This is a genomic window from Pseudomonas sp. S2_E02 (assembly GCF_054668355.1).
On the sequence record NZ_CP162761.1, the window covers coordinates 739,107 to 754,027 of the forward strand.

Genomic DNA, 14,921 nt, shown 5'->3' on the forward strand with positions numbered 1-14,921 from the left:
GGTCGCCCTTTTTTTATGTTGATGAAGTTGAAGGGTATTTTTGTCGGGCGTGAAGCACCCTCAGTATTCTGATGCGCCCATTCACTCGATAGACCAGCAGATAGTTCGGATGAATCACCATCTCACGAGTACCAGGCACTCGGCCAGGTCGGTAACCGTAAGGTATTGATGAAAGCCGTTGTGCTGCCGCACCAACCTTGTGTCTTAGCGAAATTGAAGCGTTGGTGTTGTGTTGCTCGATGTACTTGAAGATGTCAGCCAGTTGACGCGAGGACTTGCTGCTCCATTCAAGCAGCAGAGCGGCGCTTCCTGCGCATCTCTTCCAGCATCTGGTCGAGCATCGCCATAGCCTCATCATGGGGAATACCAGGACTAGGATCATCGAGTGCATCCTGTACCTCTGCCCGAAACCAGCGATCGTAGCTCTCGGCCTCTTCTTCGGATTCGAAGTCAGAGTAAAACGGGGAAAGTAATATGCTCATAGTGATCTCCGTGATCAATCTCAGCAGTTTAAGGGGGGAATGGCCCATTGTCGTCACTGGCAGACGATGCACCCCATGAGCCCTTGAAGATCCATGGGATAACGGAGCCCAGTATCTGCAAGCGCACCCTTTAAATCTGCCAGACGTTTCCCCCTGTTGTCCGGTAATCTCGACCGCCGCTGTAGGCGTATTCCTCCCCTCCGTTTTTCAGGTTTTCAGGCTACAAAACCGGGTGTTCTTTCCTACAAATACACTCAGAACGCATAGGGAATACTCACCTTCGCCCACAACATTTCCCCTTCCGGCCGGTTCTCCACATCAAACTCTTTGGCCCAGCGAATCTCCGCACTGGCGTACTTGAGAAAGGTGAAGTGCAGCGCCGGGCCAATCGCGAACACCTTGCCGCGCACGCCATCATCAACGTCCTGCCCGGCAAACTGCACGGTGTGGCCGAACTGTTTGTCGTCGGTGGCCTGCTTGAGGAAGTAGCCGTTGACGCCGAGCATCAGGTCGTCGGTGATCTTGTAGCTGGCGGAATAATCGAAGTGGAAAATCTGCCCGGACTTGTAATCGGTGTCCTTGTTCTTTTCGTTGAAGCTGTAAGTGGTCTTCATCGAGATTTCGGTGTTGTCGGTCGGCAACCAGGTGAACGAGAACAGCGGTTTGTAGGTGTAGAAATTGTTGCTGGTGTTGGCCAGCCGATCGACGCTGTATTCGCCGGTGGGCACGGTGACCTCCACGGCGGCGCCGAGGGTCAGGTTTTTGCCCATGTCCCACAGAATGATCGGTGCAAACGTGGTATCGCCCATGCCTTCGCGGGTGTCGCTCAAGCCGAACACCGCGACTTCCTGCTTCAACCACGGCTGGGCGATGTAGCCCGCCAGACGTCCGCCGAACACACGCACCGGGCTCAAGTAATCGAGACGCGGAATCACCGCGGTGGATTCGATTTCGACGTTCGGCACCTTGCCACCCAGCGAGCTGATGTTGAACCTGGTCGCCTTGTAATGGTTGTAGTAGAGGTTGAACGCGACCATGTTCTCCGGAAGGCTGTCGACTTCCAGCGGCAGCATGAAGAAACCGTCGGTGCCGGGGCCGATGTTGTCAACGCCGGCTTCGGTGGCCAGGGCGGGCAACGTCAGCGCGCACCCCGCGATGAAAAGAGCGCGGGGCAAGAAGGATTTCACGCGGTTCGGGCTCATGACTGTCCTCATTATTATTGTGATTGGGACCCGGTATCGGTCGCTCGGAGCGCCGGTACGCTAGAAATAAGCGTTTGGCGTACGTTGGGGCAGGGTATTGGCGGACACTGAGGGGGGCATCTGCGGACAGTCCGTAAACCTTGTGCTAACTTCCATCGACACAACCGGTTACAAAAATAACAATCAAGCGTGATCCGGAATGTCAGCCCCCATGAACGTAAAAGTCCAAGACCCGACCTTTGAATTGGCGCTGGTCTCGCCGTTTCTCCTGCAAACCCTCGCCGAAGTCGTGCAGAACAGAGGAGTCGATTCCCAGAGCCTGTGCCGTGGTCTGGGTTTCACCCTTGAGGATCTGCAGGATCCGGCGCAGCGGATTTCCTATCGCCAGGCCGTAGCGATGATTCAGCGCGCACTCAAAGTGCTGCCCAATCAGGGTTTGGGGCTGTGGGTCGGGGCGCAGAACGTACTCGGCACACTGGGCCTGCTCGGGCACGTGTTGTCACTGTGCAAGACCTTGCGCGATGCCTTTGCCCTCGGCATTCGTCACCAGCACACGTCGGGCGGCATCGTCGTGTCCAGCGTCGATGTGGTCGGTGGGCAGGTGCATCTCGATGCTGAATGCCGCCTGCCATTTGCCGACGTGCAGGTGTTTGCGGTCGAGGAGTTCTTCGCCAGTTTGCTGGTGTATGGCCGCGCACTGGTGGGGGCTGAGTTCAAGGCGATTGCCGTGGAATTTGTGCATGCCGCGCCGGATTACCTCAGTGAATACCACCGCCTGCTCGGGCCGCAGGTGCGCTTCGGCTGTCTGCACAATCGCATGTTGATCGACGCGCAATGGCTGGACGTGCACCTGCCTAATCATCATTCGCTGGCGTTGCGTCAGGCCGTTGCATTGCTGGAGCTGGAAGCAGCGCAGGTGCATCAGAAGCTCGATCTGATTCAAGCGGTGGAGCGGGCGATTGCCCGGGACCTGAGCAGCGGCAGTCACATTGAAAAGATTGCCGGTGATTTGAACATGAGCAGTCGCACGTTGCGCCGGCGGTTGACTGAGCATGCGTTGACGTTTGAGGCGTTGCTGGAGCAGGTGCGGCAGGCGCGGACCTTGAGTCTGCTGGCCAATCCGGATATGCCGATTGAACGGATTACCGAAGAGGTGGGCTACAGCGATGTGCGCAGTTTTCGCCGGGCGTTCAAGCGCTGGACGGGGCTGAGCCCTAGCGCTTGGCGTAATGACGCTAACCCTCACCCCAGCCCTCTCCCAGAGGGAGAGGGGGCCGACCGCAGTGTCTTGCGTCATACATCGACCTGAAAGGTCTTTGTCGATTATGGATTCACCGATGCACGCTCAATTCAGTGTCTTACCTCGATCATCCCCTCACCCCAGCCCTCTCCCGGAGGGAGAGGGAGCCGACCGGGGTGTCTTGCGTCATACATCGACCTGAAAGATCTTTGTCGATTATGGATTCACCGATGCACGCTCAATTCAGTGTCTTACCTCGATCATCCCCTCACCCCAGCCCTCTCCCGGAGGGAGAGGGGGCCGACCGAGGTGTCTTGCGAGTTGCATCGACCTGAAAGATCTTGGTCGATTATGGATTCACCGATGCACGTTCAAGTCGGTGTAGATCTCTAATATCCCCGAATCAGTTCCCTCTCCCCCCGGGAGAGGGCTAGGGTGAGGGTGCTTTTGACTTCCATCCAAACCCACACAAACCCTCCGGCCACAGGTAAACTCCCGCGCACTTTCCCAAGGAGTTCACATGAGTTACTACCAGCCGGGCATTCTCGCCACCCCTGTTCCTGCGCAAGCGCGTCACCTGTTTTTCGCCCTTGAGTCGGTTGAAGCCCTGCCGCAGGCGCTCGACAGCCTGCTCAATCAGGTGGACGGCAAGTCGGCGGTGGTCGGTTTTGGTGAATCCCTGGTCAAGGCGCTCAACGTGCAGATCGGCGGCCTGCGCAGCTTCCCGGCGCTGACCGGTGTTGGCGTCGAGAACCCGTCGACCCAGCACGCACTGTGGGTGTGGCTGCACGGCGTCGACCGTGGTGAACTGCTCAATCGCTGCAACGCTCTCGAAGCCGCACTCGCACCAGCCCTGCGTCTGGTCGAGATGCAGGAAGCCTTCCGCCACAAGGACGGCCACGACCTGACCGGCTATGAAGACGGCACCGAAAACCCCCACGACGAAGCCGCCATCGCTGCCGCCCTGCAAAGTGCCGGCACTGACGGCATGGTCGGTGGCAGTTTCGCCGCGATCCAGCAATGGCAGCACGACCTCAAGGGTTTCCACAAACTGTCCGCCGAGGACAAAGACAACATCATGGGCCGTCGCCTCAGCGACAACGAAGAGATCGACGACGCCCCGGTCTCCGCCCACGTCAAACGCACCGCACAGGAAAGCTTTGCCCCGGAAGCGTTCGTCGTGCGCCGCTCAATGCCGTGGATTGAAGGTGATCGTGCCGGTCTGATGTTCCTCGCCTTCGGTTTCTCGCTGGATGCCTTCGAAGCGCAACTGCGCCGTATGAGCGGCCTGGAAGACGGCATCACCGATGGCCTCTATCGCATCAGCCGCCCAATCACTGGCGGCTACTACTGGTGCCCGCCGCTCAAGGACGGTCACCTCGATCTGCGCGCCTTGCGCATCGGCTAAAGGAAGAGACATGGACGTGGTGCGCTGGGGCATGATCGGTTGCGGCAGCGTCGCCGAGCGCAAGAGCGGGCCGGCCTTCTACAAGGCGCCCGGTTCGGCGCTGGTGGCGGTGATGGGCCGACGCCTTGAGGCCGTGACTGACTACGCCGCGCGCCACGGTATCGAGCGGGTCTACACCGACGTCGATGCACTGATCAACGATCCCGAGGTGGACGCGGTGTACATCGCCACGCCGCCCGACAGCCACCACGCCTACAGCCTGAAAGTCGCTGCGGCCGGCAAACATTGCTGCGTGGAAAAGCCCATGGCGCTGAATGCCGGGCAAAGTCGCGAGATGCAAAAAGCGTTTGCCGACGCCGGTTTGCACTTGTTCGTGTCCTACTACCGCCGTTCGTTGCCGCGCTTTGCACAGGTGCGGCAATGGTTGGAGGAGGGGCGCATCGGTGACGTGCGGCACTTGAGCTGGACGCTGACCAAGGCGCCTTCGCCGGCGGATCTGGACGGTCGCGACAACTGGCGCACCGATCCGGCAGTGGCCGGTGGCGGTTACTTTGCCGATCTGGCCAGCCACGGCTTTGACCTGTTTCAGTATCTGCTCGGTGACATCGTTGAAGTCGCTGGATTCACCGCGCGTCAGGCCGGTTTGTATGCAGCGGAAGATGCCGTCAGCGCCAGTTGGCGGTTCGCCTCCGGGGCGCTGGGCATGGGCTGCTGGAGCTTTGTCGCGGATCGGCGTGAGGATCGCGTCGAGATCATCGGCAGCCTCGGGCGGATCAGTTTTTCGGTGTTTGATGAGCATCCCGTGCAGTTGCATGCCGATGAACACCTCAGCCTGGAAATCCCCCATCACGAGCACATCCAGTGGCATCACGTGCTCGGAATGAATGCGCATATTCGTGGAGATTCCAAACATCCCGCCGTCGCCGAACAAGCCCTCAAAACCGACTGGGTCATGGACCAGATCCTCAAACGCCACTGATCCTCCATGTGTACACCGTCCCCTGTGGGAGCGAGCTTGCTCGCGAAAGCGTCCTGTCAGTCAATAATCTGGTGACTGTTACACCGCCTTCGCGAGCAAGCTCGCTCCCACAGGGAATCGCGTGTGTCCTGCATCTAAGGTTATGCCCAAACAATATTTCTCAACCTCGTCATAACATCTCTAAGATCACGTCATAACTCGTTATAACAAGTGATCCCGTGATGACCGATAACGTTCTCTCCCTAAGCAGTGTCCCGCTGCACACCCAACTGCGCGACGTCCTCCGTGCGCGGATCCTCGACGGTGAATACCCGCAAGACAGCCAGATGCCCTCCGAAAGCGAACTCGGTGCGCTGTTCAAAGTCAGCCGTATCACCGTGCGCCAGGCGCTGGGCGATCTGCAAAAAGAAGGGCTGATCTTCAAGATCCACGGCAAAGGCACCTTCGTCGCCAAACCGAAAACCTTTCAGAACGTCAGCAGCCTGCAAGGCCTCGCCGAGTCGATGACCGGCCGTGGCTACGAGGTGATCAACCGCCTGCGCAGCTTCAAATTCATCCCGGCCGACAAGCGCGTCGCCGAGCGTTTGCAAGTCGCCGAGGGCGAGATCGTTACGCAGATCAAACGCGTGCGCCTGATCAATCGTGAACCGATCTCGCTGGAAATCACCTACCTGCCCAAAGCCGTCGGCGAGCGGCTGGAGAAGGCCGATCTGGTCACCCGCGACATCTTTCTGATCCTCGAAAACGACTGCGGCATCGCCCTCGGTCACGCCGATCTGGCCATCGACGCAATGCTGGCTGACAGCGATCTGACCCAGGCGCTGAACGTCGAGGCCGGCTCGCCGATCATGCGCATCGAGCGTCTGACCCACGACGCGCAAGGCCAGCCGCTGGACTTCGAACACCTTTACTACCGTGGCGATGCGTTCCAGTACCGCCTGCGGATCGACCGGCAAAAAGGGGAGCAGGCATGACCCGCAACGTGCTCGAACAGGAATACGACATCGTCGTCATTGGCGGTGGCACCGCAGGCCCGATGGCCGCGATCAAGGCCAAGGAAAAGAACCGCGACTTGCGCGTGCTGCTGGTCGACAAGGCCAACGTCAAACGCAGCGGCGCGATCAGCATGGGCATGGACGGCCTGAACAACGCGATCATTCCCGGCCACTCGACGCCCGAGCAGTACACCAAGGAAATCACCATCGCCAACGACGGCATCGTCAATCAGGCCGCCGTTTACGCCTACGCCACCCACAGCTTCGAAACCATCGAACAGCTTGATCGCTGGGGCGTGAAGTTCGAGAAGGACGAGACCGGCGATTACGCGGTGAAAAAAGTCCACCACATGGGTGCTTACGTGCTGCCGATGCCGGAGGGGCACGACATCAAAAAAGTCCTCTATCGGCAGTTGAAACGTGCGCGGGTGAGCATCACCAATCGTCTCGTCTGCACGCGGTTGCTGACTGACGAGGAGGGCACCGTCAACGGTGTGATGGGCTTCGATTGTCGCACGGCCGATTTCCATGTGATCAAGGCCAAGGCTGTAGTTCTCGCTTGTGGCGCTGCCGGGCGACTCGGTCTGCCTTCGTCGGGCTACCTGATGGGCACCTACGAGAACCCGACCAACGCTGGCGACGGTTACGCGATGGCCTATCACGCGGGTGCCGAACTGGCCAACCTCGAGTGCTTTCAGATCAACCCGCTGATCAAGGATTACAACGGCCCGGCCTGCGCCTACGTGACCGGTCCGCTGGGTGGCTACACCGCCAACAACAAGGGTGAACGCTTCATCGAGTGCGACTACTGGAGCGGGCAGATGATGTGGGAATTCCACCAGGAACTGGAAAGCGGCAACGGCCCGGTGTTCCTCAAACTCGATCACCTGGCCGAGGAAACCATCCAGAACATCGAAGAGATTCTGCACAGCAACGAGCGCCCGAGTCGCGGCCAGTTCCACGCCAATCGCGGCACTGATTACCGCACGCAAATGGTCGAAATGCACATCTCCGAAATCGGTTTTTGCAGCGGTCACTCGGCCTCCGGGGTGTGGGTCAACGAACGCGCCGAGACCTCGGTGAAAGGCTTGTATTCGGCCGGTGACATGGCCGCTGTGCCGCACAATTACATGCTCGGCGCCTTCACCTACGGCTGGTTTGCCGGACACAACGCGGCGGATTTTGTCGCCGAGCGCGAGTTTTCTGCGCTGGATGCCGCGCAGATCGAAAAGGAAAAGGCCCGGGTCTACGCCCCGCTGGATCGCGAACACGGTCTGCCGCCGGCGCAGGTCGAGTACAAGCTGCGGCGCTTCGTCAACGATTACCTGCAACCGCCGAAAGTCACCAGGAAAATGCAGATCGGCCTGCAACGCTTCAGCGACATCGAGCGCGATCTCGAGCAGATGAAGGCCAACAACGCCCATGAACTGATGCGCGCGATGGAAACCAGCGTGATTCGCGACTGCGCCGAAATGGCTGCACGCGCCTCGCTGTTTCGCGCCGAAAGTCGCTGGGGCCTGTACCACTATCGCGTCGATCACCCGCAGCGCAACGACAGCGAGTGGTTCTGCCACTGCCATCTGAAGAAGGGCGAGGACGGCCGGATGATCAGTTTCAAGAAAGCCGTCGAGCCTTACATCATGCCGCTCGATGCCGAAGAAATGCAGGCGTACGACCGCTTGCGGGTTGGCGCTTTCGCCGCTTGATGCACCCCTAAAAGAGAATCCGGACCATGGCCTATCAAGCTCAGGAAATCTTCTTCCGCTCCAACGCCCCCGTCACCGTGGACGAGGACAAATGCATCGCCGAAAAGGGCTGCACCGTGTGTGTCGACGTCTGCCCGATGGACTTGCTGGCGATTAACCCGGCGACGCAGAAGGCCTATATGGCGTTCGACGAGTGCTGGTACTGCATGCCGTGCGAGAAGGATTGCCCGACCGGCGCCGTCAAGGTCGACATCCCCTATCTCCTGCGTTGAAAGGCTTCCCCTGTAGGAGTGAGCCTGCTCGCGAATGCGGTGGGTCATTGCGCAATGATGTCGACTGATACTCCGCTTTCGCGAGCAAGCTCGCTCCCACAGTGGATCGAGTTACTGCACAAATTGAATACGCCAGAAATCCTGTGGGAGCGAGCTTGCTCGCGAAGAGGCCACGCCAGACAACCCAAAGCCATCCGGAAACCCCGGACGCTGGATTCACCGAAAACCCCTCGTTTCCCACCGCGCCCTGATCGCGGCGGAGACGAACTCAAATAAATGATTCGAGGGGAAACACTCATGTTGCGTGCAGCAATCGCCGGTCTGGTACTGGCTTCGTTCACTTTGTCGGCCTCAGCCGAAACCATCCGCATCGCCATCGGCACCCAGGACACCACCATCAATTGCGCCGCTGGCGGTCTGTTGATTCGTGAACTCGGTCTGCTCGACAAATACCTGCCCCACGACGGCACTTACAAAGACGCCAAGTACGACGTGCAGTGGAAAAACTTCACCAGCGGCGCGCCACTGACCAACGAGATGGTCGCCGGCAAACTAGACTTCGGCGCCATGGCCGATTTCCCAGGTGCGTTCAACGGTGTTGCGTTCGAGACTGCCGGCAAGCACAGCCTGTTCATCAGCGTATTGTCGGGGAGCATCAAGGGCAGCGGCAACGGCATCGTCGTGCCGAGTGCGTCTGGCGTGCAATCGCTGAGCGAGCTCAAGGGCAAGACCATTTCCGTGCCGTTCGCCTCCACCGCCCACAGTATGTTGTTGCGCGCGGTGGCGGAGCAGGGCTGGGATCCGCTCAAGGACGTCAACATCATTGCCCAGCCACCAGAAGTCGCCGGCTCGGCGTTGCAGGCCGGCAAGATCGACGCCCACGCTGATTTCGTGCCGTTCGCCGAGCTGTTTCCGAGCCGGGGCTTCGCCCGCAAGATCTACGACGGCGCTCAGGCCAACGCGCCGACGTTCCATGGTGCGCTGGTGGATCAGGCGTACGCGAAGAAGTACCCGGAAGTCGTCGTCGCCTATTTGCGGGCGAGCATCGAGGCCAATCAACTGCTCGCCGCCGAGCCTGAGAAGTACAGCGAACTGATCGCCAAAGTCACCGGTGTCGATGCCGAAGTGAATTACCTGTTCCACGGCCCGCTCGGCGTGCAGACCCGCGACCTGAGCTGGAAGCCGGAATATCGTCAGGCGGTTGGTACGGCCATCGATACGTTGAAGCTGTTGAAGAAGGCTGATCGTGGCCTCGATCTGAATACGTTCATCGACGATCAATACATCCGCGCCGCGTTCAAGGCGTCGGGTCTGGACTACACGGCGCAACTGGCCAACTACGCACAGACGCCACTGAAGGCTACGGATGCGACGACGGGGAAAGCGATTACTGACTTCAGTCATGTCGCGGAAATCTGGGTGCGCGGTGAGGACAAAGTGCGCCGCTATGCCTCCGCCGAGGCCGCTTTCACTGCGTTGGCGGCGTTGAAGCAGGAAGGCAAAAACATCCGTGCCGTGTATGCACAGGCCAGTGACAGCGGGATCAAGTTGTTGGCTGAGCAGGCGTGGTTTGCCAGTGATGCGAAGGGCCGGTTGAGTGCGTTTTTGCTTAAGGGGCAGGCTCAGCAATATGCGTCGGCGCAGGGTGGCAAGGTTTTCGATTTTACGGATGCCACGACCCAGGCGGTCGTCGCCCGCTAGTTGAAGATCAAGAGCCCCTCACCCTAGCCCTCTCCCAGAGGGAGAGGGGACTGACCGTGGTGTTTGGACTCGCTACGCCGACTTGAAATACCGAGTCGAACGCGGGTTTTGGAAAGCACGCAGGTCGGCTCCCTTTCGAGTCGAACGCGGGTTTTGGAAAGCACGAAGATCGGCTCCCTTTCCCCCTCGCCCCCCTTGGGGGGAGAGGGCTGGGGTGAGGGGGGTAAATATCAGCCATCACACAGATCCAGAACCGGAAACCCGCTCGATGAAAACACCCATCCGCTGGACATCAAGAGCCGCCTCCTTGCTGCTCTGCCTGCTGTTCTGGCAACTCGCCGCCAGCCACCACTGGAACCTCGGCCTGGTCACCTTCGCTAACGTGCCAACACCCATCGCGGTGATCGAAGCGGCGCTCGGTTTGGGCGATTCTGGCAAGTTGCTCCAGCACCTGACCGCCAGCCTCAGCCGCGTCTTCGCCGGCTATCTCGCGGCGCTAGTCATCGGCATCGCCCTCGGTCTGGCCATCGGCCGTTCGAAGTGGGCCGAAGACCTGCTGCTGCCACCGCTGGAAGTCCTGCGCCCAATCCCCGCCGTTGCGTGGATTCCATTGGCGATCCTGATGTTCCCATCCTCCGAACTGTCGATGGTCTTCATCACCTTCACCGGCGCGCTGTTCCCGATCCTGCTCAACACCGTACACGGCGTCGAAGGCGTCGACCCACGCCTGATCGCCTCGGCGAAAAGCCTCGGGGCAGGGCGCCGGGCGATCCTGCTGGAAGTGATCCTGCCCGGCGCCGCACCCAGCATCATCACGGGCCTGGCGATCGGCATGGGTACCTCATGGTTCTGTCTGGTCACCGCGGAAATGATCTCCGGTCAGTTCGGCATCGGTTATTACACCTGGGAGTCCTACACGATTCAGAACTACGCCGACATCGTCGTCGGCATGCTGCTGATCGGCGTGTTGGGCATGGGCAGCAGCCTGCTGATCAAACGCCTCGGCGGGCTGTTCACGCCCTGGCATCGACCGCGAGGAAAAGCCTGATGAGCGTGATGCAAACCCCGGAAGGGCGGATCGACATTCGCCAGTTGTCCATTGTCCTCGGCGCAGGGCGTGAAGCGTTCGAAGCCGTGCGCGAACTTGATTGCCAGATTGAACCGGGCCAGTTCGTGTGCATTCTTGGTCCGTCTGGTTGCGGCAAATCGACCTTGCTCGGCGCCTTGGCCGGGCATCTGAGTGCGCATGCCGGCAGTCTGAAAGTCGATGGCGCGGCGGTGTCCGGGCCATCTCCACAGCGCGGCATGGTGTTCCAGCACCACACGTTGTTTCCGTGGCGCACGGTGCGTGACAACGTGGCTTTCGGCCTGAAAATGCGTGGCATCGGCAAGGCTGAGCGCCATCGCGCCGCCGATGACATCCTTAAGCTGGTCGGCCTCGACGGCTTTGCCGAACGCTGGCCCGATCAACTCTCCGGCGGCATGCAGCAACGGGTGGAGATCGCCCGCGTGCTGGTCAACCGCCCGCGTCTGCTGTTGATGGACGAACCGTTCGGCGCGCTGGATGCGCTGACCCGGCTGAACATGCAGGAACTGCTGCTGGACATCTGGACGCGGATCCGCACCACGGTGGTGTTCGTCACCCATGACATCGACGAGGCGCTGTTTCTCGCTGACCGCTTGCTGGTGATGAGCGCGCGGCCGGGGCGAATCATCGAAGACTTGCGTCTGGATTTCGCCCGGCCACGCACCAGCGAACTGGTCACCAGCCCTGAATTCTCCCGACTCAAACGCCACTGCCTCGATCTGCTGCGCCACGACAACGACCGACCGCTGCCGCGCCTCAACCCGCTCGGTCTGCCTCCTGAAAACCCTTTGCCGCGATTTGCCCTATGACCTCTATTTTTGCTGTGACCGATAACCAGGACATTCTCGATCTGCAACCGCGCCTCGCCGCTGAAGACGCCGGTGTGCGGCGCATTGCGCTGATTGATCTGGCGGATCTGGAAGAACCGGATGGCTTGCTCTGGCTGGTTGATCGCCTGAGGCAAGATCCCGCCGAAGACGTTCGCGCTGAAGCCGCACGTTTGCTGGAGGCCTGGGAGGATGAGGACGTCGTGCAGGCCTTGTGTGAAGCCTTGACCGACCCGTCGCTCGCCGTGCAATCGGCCGCCGCGCAGAGCCTGAGCTTGCTCAAAACGGAAGCGGCGGGGCAGGTGATTTTGCCGTGGACCGATCATGCCGACGTCAGCGTGCGTATCGCCGCATTCCGTGCCTTGCGTGAGTTGCGTTTCGCCGCCGCCGCGCCGGCAGCGGTTTCGGCGCTGAACGATGCCGACGCCAGCGTTCGTCGTGAAGCCGTGGGCGTGCTCGGCTGGCTCAAGCAGTTCGACGCTTTGCCCGCCCTGGCACGATTGGCCAGCGCTGACCCCGACACCGAAGTACGCCGTGCTGCGACTGGCGCTTTGGGCTTGGCCTCCAGCGCCGAAGTGTTGCCAGCCCTGCGCCAGGCCTTGCGGGATGACGCCTGGCAAGTACGCGAAGAAGCCGCGACGACCTTGGGCAAGGTCGGCCACATTGACGCTGGTTCCGCGCTCGTCGAAGCCTTGAGCGATGATTATTGGCAAGTGCGCCTGCGCGCCACTCGCAGCCTCGGCCGTTTGCGTTTCGCCCCGGCGCTGGACGCCCTGATCGACACCCTCGGCCATCGCATCAGTAACCTGCGAAAAGAGGCCGCGCTGGCCTTGGGCGAACTGCATGATCGCGGCGCCGTGGCCGCGTTGCAGGCCGCGCAGGACGACGGCGACCCGGAGGTGCGCAAAGCCGTGCGCATCGCCTTGAGTCAGTTGCAATGAACCCGCTGTCGATGGCTAATTCGCAAAGCGAAGGCGCCTTGCGCTTGAGCTGGCCGGATGGCCGCGAACAACAGCTCAATCACGCCGAACTGCGCCGTCAGTGCCCATGCTCGCAATGCCGCGCGTTTCGCCTCCAAGGCATGACACCACGGGTGGATGATCGCGTGCGCCTGATCGAACTCAACCCGCAGGGCTACGGCGTGCAACTGATCTTCAGCGACGGCCATCAACGCGGCATCTACCCGTGGGCCTATTTGGCAAACCTCATCCCCTAGGTCCACCAAAATCAACTGTGGGAGCGAGCTTGCTCGCGAAGGCGGCGGGTCAGTCGACATCTGTTTAGACTGATCTACCGTATTCGCGAGCAAGCTCGCTCCCACAGGGTTTTGCAGTGTCTGCGAGTTACTGGGCAGCCGTCATCGAAGGCCGGCAGCCATGAAAAATATCCAGCCCCGGCTGATACACCGACGTCCTCACATCAAACAGCCCCAGCACCGAGTGGAACAGGTTGTCGTGGCTCAGATCGGCCTGCCCGGTCTTACCTTGCAAACAACCGCGATCGATCCCTTCACTGGCGAGCGTGCCATTGCCGAACCACATCACCATCGGCACGTGCGTCTGCGCTTCAGGTGCCAGCGCATACGGCGCCGCGTGCAGATACAAACCGTTTTCGCCCAGCGATTCTCCGTGATCGGAGACATACACCATCGAGGTGTCCAGCGAATCCTGATTGTGTTTGAGCAGTTCGATGACCTTGGCAAGGAAATGGTCGGTGTACAGAATCGTGTTGTCGTACACGTTGACCAGTTCATCGCGGCTGCAACTGCCCAACTGGTTGGTGTGGCAGATCGGTTTGAAGCGCTCCATCTCTTTCGGGTAACGCTCGTAGTATTCCGGGCCGTGACTGCCATCGGCGTGCAGGACAATGATCGCGTGGCCCTTGAGGCTGTCGATGTAGCTTTGCAGGTCTTGCAACAGCGCCTCGTCGAGGCAGTTGTTGCCATCGCAGAATGGCCCCGGCTGATTCTTCGAAATGTCGCGATGCGGTACGCGCAGGCAGGTGCCTTTGCAGTCGCTGTTGTTGTCCAGCCAGAGCACTTGCACGCCGGCACGCTGGAGAATGTCGAGCAGGCCTTCGTAGGTTTTGCCTTTCTTGTCGCTGTAATCCTCACGCGGGAACATCGAGAACATGCACGGCACCGAGACGGCCGTCGACGTGCCGCAGGAATGCACCTGAGTGAAGTTGAGGATGTCGAGTTTGCTCAGTTCGGGATTGGTCTCGCGCTCGTAGCCATTTAGCGAGAAATGATCGGCGCGGGCGGTTTCACCGACCACGAAGACCATCAGCGATTTCCTCTCGCGGCTGGCCGCGTTGGCGCTCATCACCGCGTCTTCGCCGATGGCCTGCACCACGAAATGTTTTTTGATGCCCAGGCGTTGCTTGGTGTACTTGCTGATCGCGTAGATGTAGTTGGTCGGGTTGATGAAGTGGGTGAGCTTGTCTTCTTCGCGGAAGATTGGCGCGTAGGTCGAATAGAACGCGCCCACCGACGCGGCGATCACCAGCACACAGGCGATGATCACCAGCACCTTGTTGAGCAGGCCGCGAAAGAACGGTCGATAACTCACCGGCCAGCGCCAGATCAGCGCCGCCGGCAACACCCCGAGCAGCAGCAGGTAAGCTAACAGCTTGCCGCTGAACAGCGCGGTGGCTTCGGCGGGGTTGGTTTCGAAGACGTTCTGAATCATCACCGTGTCGATGGTGATGCCATATTCGTTCATGAAATACGCGGCGCAGGCCGAGAGCAGAGCGACCAGGGTGAGCGCCGGTTTCAGTGTCCAGCGAAACGACACCAGGGTCAGCAGCAGGGTGATCGCGGCCCACAAAAACAGCGCGAACGAGGCGAAAAACGCCAGTTTGTGCGCACCTTGCAAAGTGATCAGGGTGCCCAGCGCCTTCCAGGTCGCCAGGTTGTACAACGCCACCAGCGCCAGAGAAAACAGCAGCACCAGTCGGGTAGGAGTGATGGACGGTAAACGCAGTCCGTTGCCCAAAGCCATGTCAAACATTCCTCTACTTG

The 14,921-nt window shown here is 60.1% G+C and carries 15 protein-coding genes; 11 read left to right on the top strand and 4 right to left on the bottom strand.

Going from position 1 to position 14,921, the window contains the following annotated elements; all coding sequences use genetic code 11:
* Window positions 1-13: 13 nt before the first annotated feature.
* The 3 genes from AB4O01_RS03265 to AB4O01_RS03275 form a co-directional block, all read right to left on the bottom strand.
* Entirely contained in the window at window positions 14-355 is a 342-nt protein-coding gene (locus tag AB4O01_RS03265) for a type II toxin-antitoxin system RelE/ParE family toxin (protein ID WP_127930382.1), read from the bottom strand.
* Window positions 288-482: a type II toxin-antitoxin system RelB family antitoxin gene (gene relB, locus AB4O01_RS03270; RefSeq protein WP_122600383.1), complete on the bottom strand. Its 195-nt coding sequence runs from the start codon at window positions 480-482 to the stop codon at window positions 288-290. The genes AB4O01_RS03265 and relB overlap by 68 nt, the downstream gene beginning before the upstream one ends.
* Window positions 483-736: 254 nt before the next feature.
* Entirely contained in the window at window positions 737-1,684 is a 948-nt protein-coding gene (locus AB4O01_RS03275; RefSeq protein ID WP_460090667.1) for a SphA family protein, read from the bottom strand.
* Window positions 1,685-1,895: 211 nt separating this feature from the next.
* Between AB4O01_RS03275 and AB4O01_RS03280 the strand changes: the two genes are divergently transcribed.
* The 11 genes from AB4O01_RS03280 (at window position 1,896) to AB4O01_RS03330 (ending at window position 13,115) form a co-directional block, all read left to right on the top strand.
* On the top strand, window positions 1,896-2,993 hold the full coding sequence (locus tag AB4O01_RS03280) for an AraC family transcriptional regulator (RefSeq protein ID WP_460090668.1): 1,098 nt from the start codon (window positions 1,896-1,898) through the stop codon (window positions 2,991-2,993).
* A gap of 451 nt (window positions 2,994-3,444) precedes the next feature.
* The gene (locus tag AB4O01_RS03285) at window positions 3,445-4,332 is read left to right on the top strand and encodes a Dyp-type peroxidase (protein WP_460090669.1); all 888 of its coding nucleotides are present in this window, start codon (window positions 3,445-3,447) and stop codon (window positions 4,330-4,332) included.
* A 10-nt stretch (window positions 4,333-4,342) separates the two neighbouring features.
* On the top strand, window positions 4,343-5,311 hold the full coding sequence (locus AB4O01_RS03290; RefSeq protein WP_460090670.1) for a Gfo/Idh/MocA family protein: 969 nt from the start codon (window positions 4,343-4,345) through the stop codon (window positions 5,309-5,311).
* A gap of 221 nt (window positions 5,312-5,532) precedes the next feature.
* Window positions 5,533-6,285 carry a GntR family transcriptional regulator gene (locus tag AB4O01_RS03295; RefSeq protein ID WP_099758886.1) on the top strand — a complete coding sequence of 251 codons (753 nt, stop codon included), beginning with the start codon at window positions 5,533-5,535 and terminating at the stop codon, window positions 6,283-6,285.
* On the top strand, window positions 6,282-8,012 hold the full coding sequence (locus tag AB4O01_RS03300) for a fumarate reductase/succinate dehydrogenase flavoprotein subunit (protein WP_460090671.1): 1,731 nt from the start codon (window positions 6,282-6,284) through the stop codon (window positions 8,010-8,012). The genes AB4O01_RS03295 and AB4O01_RS03300 overlap by 4 nt, the downstream gene beginning before the upstream one ends.
* A gap of 26 nt (window positions 8,013-8,038) precedes the next feature.
* Complete coding sequence (locus tag AB4O01_RS03305; protein WP_003225615.1) at window positions 8,039-8,284, top strand: 4Fe-4S dicluster domain-containing protein; 246 nt, start codon at window positions 8,039-8,041, stop codon at window positions 8,282-8,284.
* Between the two features lie 276 nt (window positions 8,285-8,560).
* On the top strand, window positions 8,561-9,985 hold the full coding sequence (locus AB4O01_RS03310; protein WP_460090672.1) for an ABC transporter substrate-binding protein: 1,425 nt from the start codon (window positions 8,561-8,563) through the stop codon (window positions 9,983-9,985).
* Window positions 9,986-10,253: 268 nt separating this feature from the next.
* Window positions 10,254-11,033 (top strand): ABC transporter permease, encoded by a 780-nt coding sequence (locus tag AB4O01_RS03315; RefSeq protein WP_102901951.1) that lies wholly within the window; start codon window positions 10,254-10,256, stop codon window positions 11,031-11,033.
* Window positions 11,033-11,881 (top strand): ABC transporter ATP-binding protein, encoded by an 849-nt coding sequence (locus AB4O01_RS03320; RefSeq protein WP_258709733.1) that lies wholly within the window; start codon window positions 11,033-11,035, stop codon window positions 11,879-11,881. Before AB4O01_RS03315 ends, AB4O01_RS03320 begins: the two co-directional genes overlap by 1 nt.
* Complete coding sequence (locus AB4O01_RS03325; protein WP_460090673.1) at window positions 11,878-12,840, top strand: HEAT repeat domain-containing protein; 963 nt, start codon at window positions 11,878-11,880, stop codon at window positions 12,838-12,840. The genes AB4O01_RS03320 and AB4O01_RS03325 overlap by 4 nt, the downstream gene beginning before the upstream one ends.
* Entirely contained in the window at window positions 12,837-13,115 is a 279-nt protein-coding gene (locus tag AB4O01_RS03330) for a DUF971 domain-containing protein (RefSeq protein WP_460090675.1), read from the top strand. The genes AB4O01_RS03325 and AB4O01_RS03330 overlap by 4 nt, the downstream gene beginning before the upstream one ends.
* A 127-nt stretch (window positions 13,116-13,242) precedes the next feature.
* Here AB4O01_RS03330 and AB4O01_RS03335 read toward each other — a convergent pair whose 3' ends face one another.
* Entirely contained in the window at window positions 13,243-14,901 is a 1,659-nt protein-coding gene (locus tag AB4O01_RS03335) for a phosphoethanolamine transferase (RefSeq protein WP_460090676.1), read from the bottom strand.
* Window positions 14,902-14,921 lie beyond the last annotated feature (20 nt).

What these genes read in the sequence shown, in the direction of transcription:
- AB4O01_RS03330 (WP_460090675.1), top strand. Translation starts at nt 12,837, where the DNA reads ATGAACCCGCTGTCGATGGCTAATTCGCAAAGCGAAGGCGCCTTGCGC.
- AB4O01_RS03335 (WP_460090676.1), bottom strand. Translation starts at nt 14,901, where the DNA reads ATGGCTTTGGGCAACGGACTGCGTTTACCGTCCATCACTCCTACCCGA.
- AB4O01_RS03290 (WP_460090670.1), top strand. Translation starts at nt 4,343, where the DNA reads ATGGACGTGGTGCGCTGGGGCATGATCGGTTGCGGCAGCGTCGCCGAG.
- AB4O01_RS03265 (WP_127930382.1), bottom strand. Translation starts at nt 355, where the DNA reads ATGAGGCTATGGCGATGCTCGACCAGATGCTGGAAGAGATGCGCAGGA.
- AB4O01_RS03295 (WP_099758886.1), top strand. Translation starts at nt 5,533, where the DNA reads ATGACCGATAACGTTCTCTCCCTAAGCAGTGTCCCGCTGCACACCCAA.
- AB4O01_RS03300 (WP_460090671.1), top strand. Translation starts at nt 6,282, where the DNA reads ATGACCCGCAACGTGCTCGAACAGGAATACGACATCGTCGTCATTGGC.
- AB4O01_RS03280 (WP_460090668.1), top strand. Translation starts at nt 1,896, where the DNA reads ATGAACGTAAAAGTCCAAGACCCGACCTTTGAATTGGCGCTGGTCTCG.
- relB (WP_122600383.1), bottom strand. Translation starts at nt 482, where the DNA reads ATGAGCATATTACTTTCCCCGTTTTACTCTGACTTCGAATCCGAAGAA.
- AB4O01_RS03315 (WP_102901951.1), top strand. Translation starts at nt 10,254, where the DNA reads ATGAAAACACCCATCCGCTGGACATCAAGAGCCGCCTCCTTGCTGCTC.
- AB4O01_RS03320 (WP_258709733.1), top strand. Translation starts at nt 11,033, where the DNA reads ATGAGCGTGATGCAAACCCCGGAAGGGCGGATCGACATTCGCCAGTTG.
- AB4O01_RS03310 (WP_460090672.1), top strand. Translation starts at nt 8,561, where the DNA reads ATGATTCGAGGGGAAACACTCATGTTGCGTGCAGCAATCGCCGGTCTG.
- AB4O01_RS03305 (WP_003225615.1), top strand. Translation starts at nt 8,039, where the DNA reads ATGGCCTATCAAGCTCAGGAAATCTTCTTCCGCTCCAACGCCCCCGTC.
- AB4O01_RS03325 (WP_460090673.1), top strand. Translation starts at nt 11,878, where the DNA reads ATGACCTCTATTTTTGCTGTGACCGATAACCAGGACATTCTCGATCTG.
- AB4O01_RS03275 (WP_460090667.1), bottom strand. Translation starts at nt 1,684, where the DNA reads ATGAGCCCGAACCGCGTGAAATCCTTCTTGCCCCGCGCTCTTTTCATC.
- AB4O01_RS03285 (WP_460090669.1), top strand. Translation starts at nt 3,445, where the DNA reads ATGAGTTACTACCAGCCGGGCATTCTCGCCACCCCTGTTCCTGCGCAA.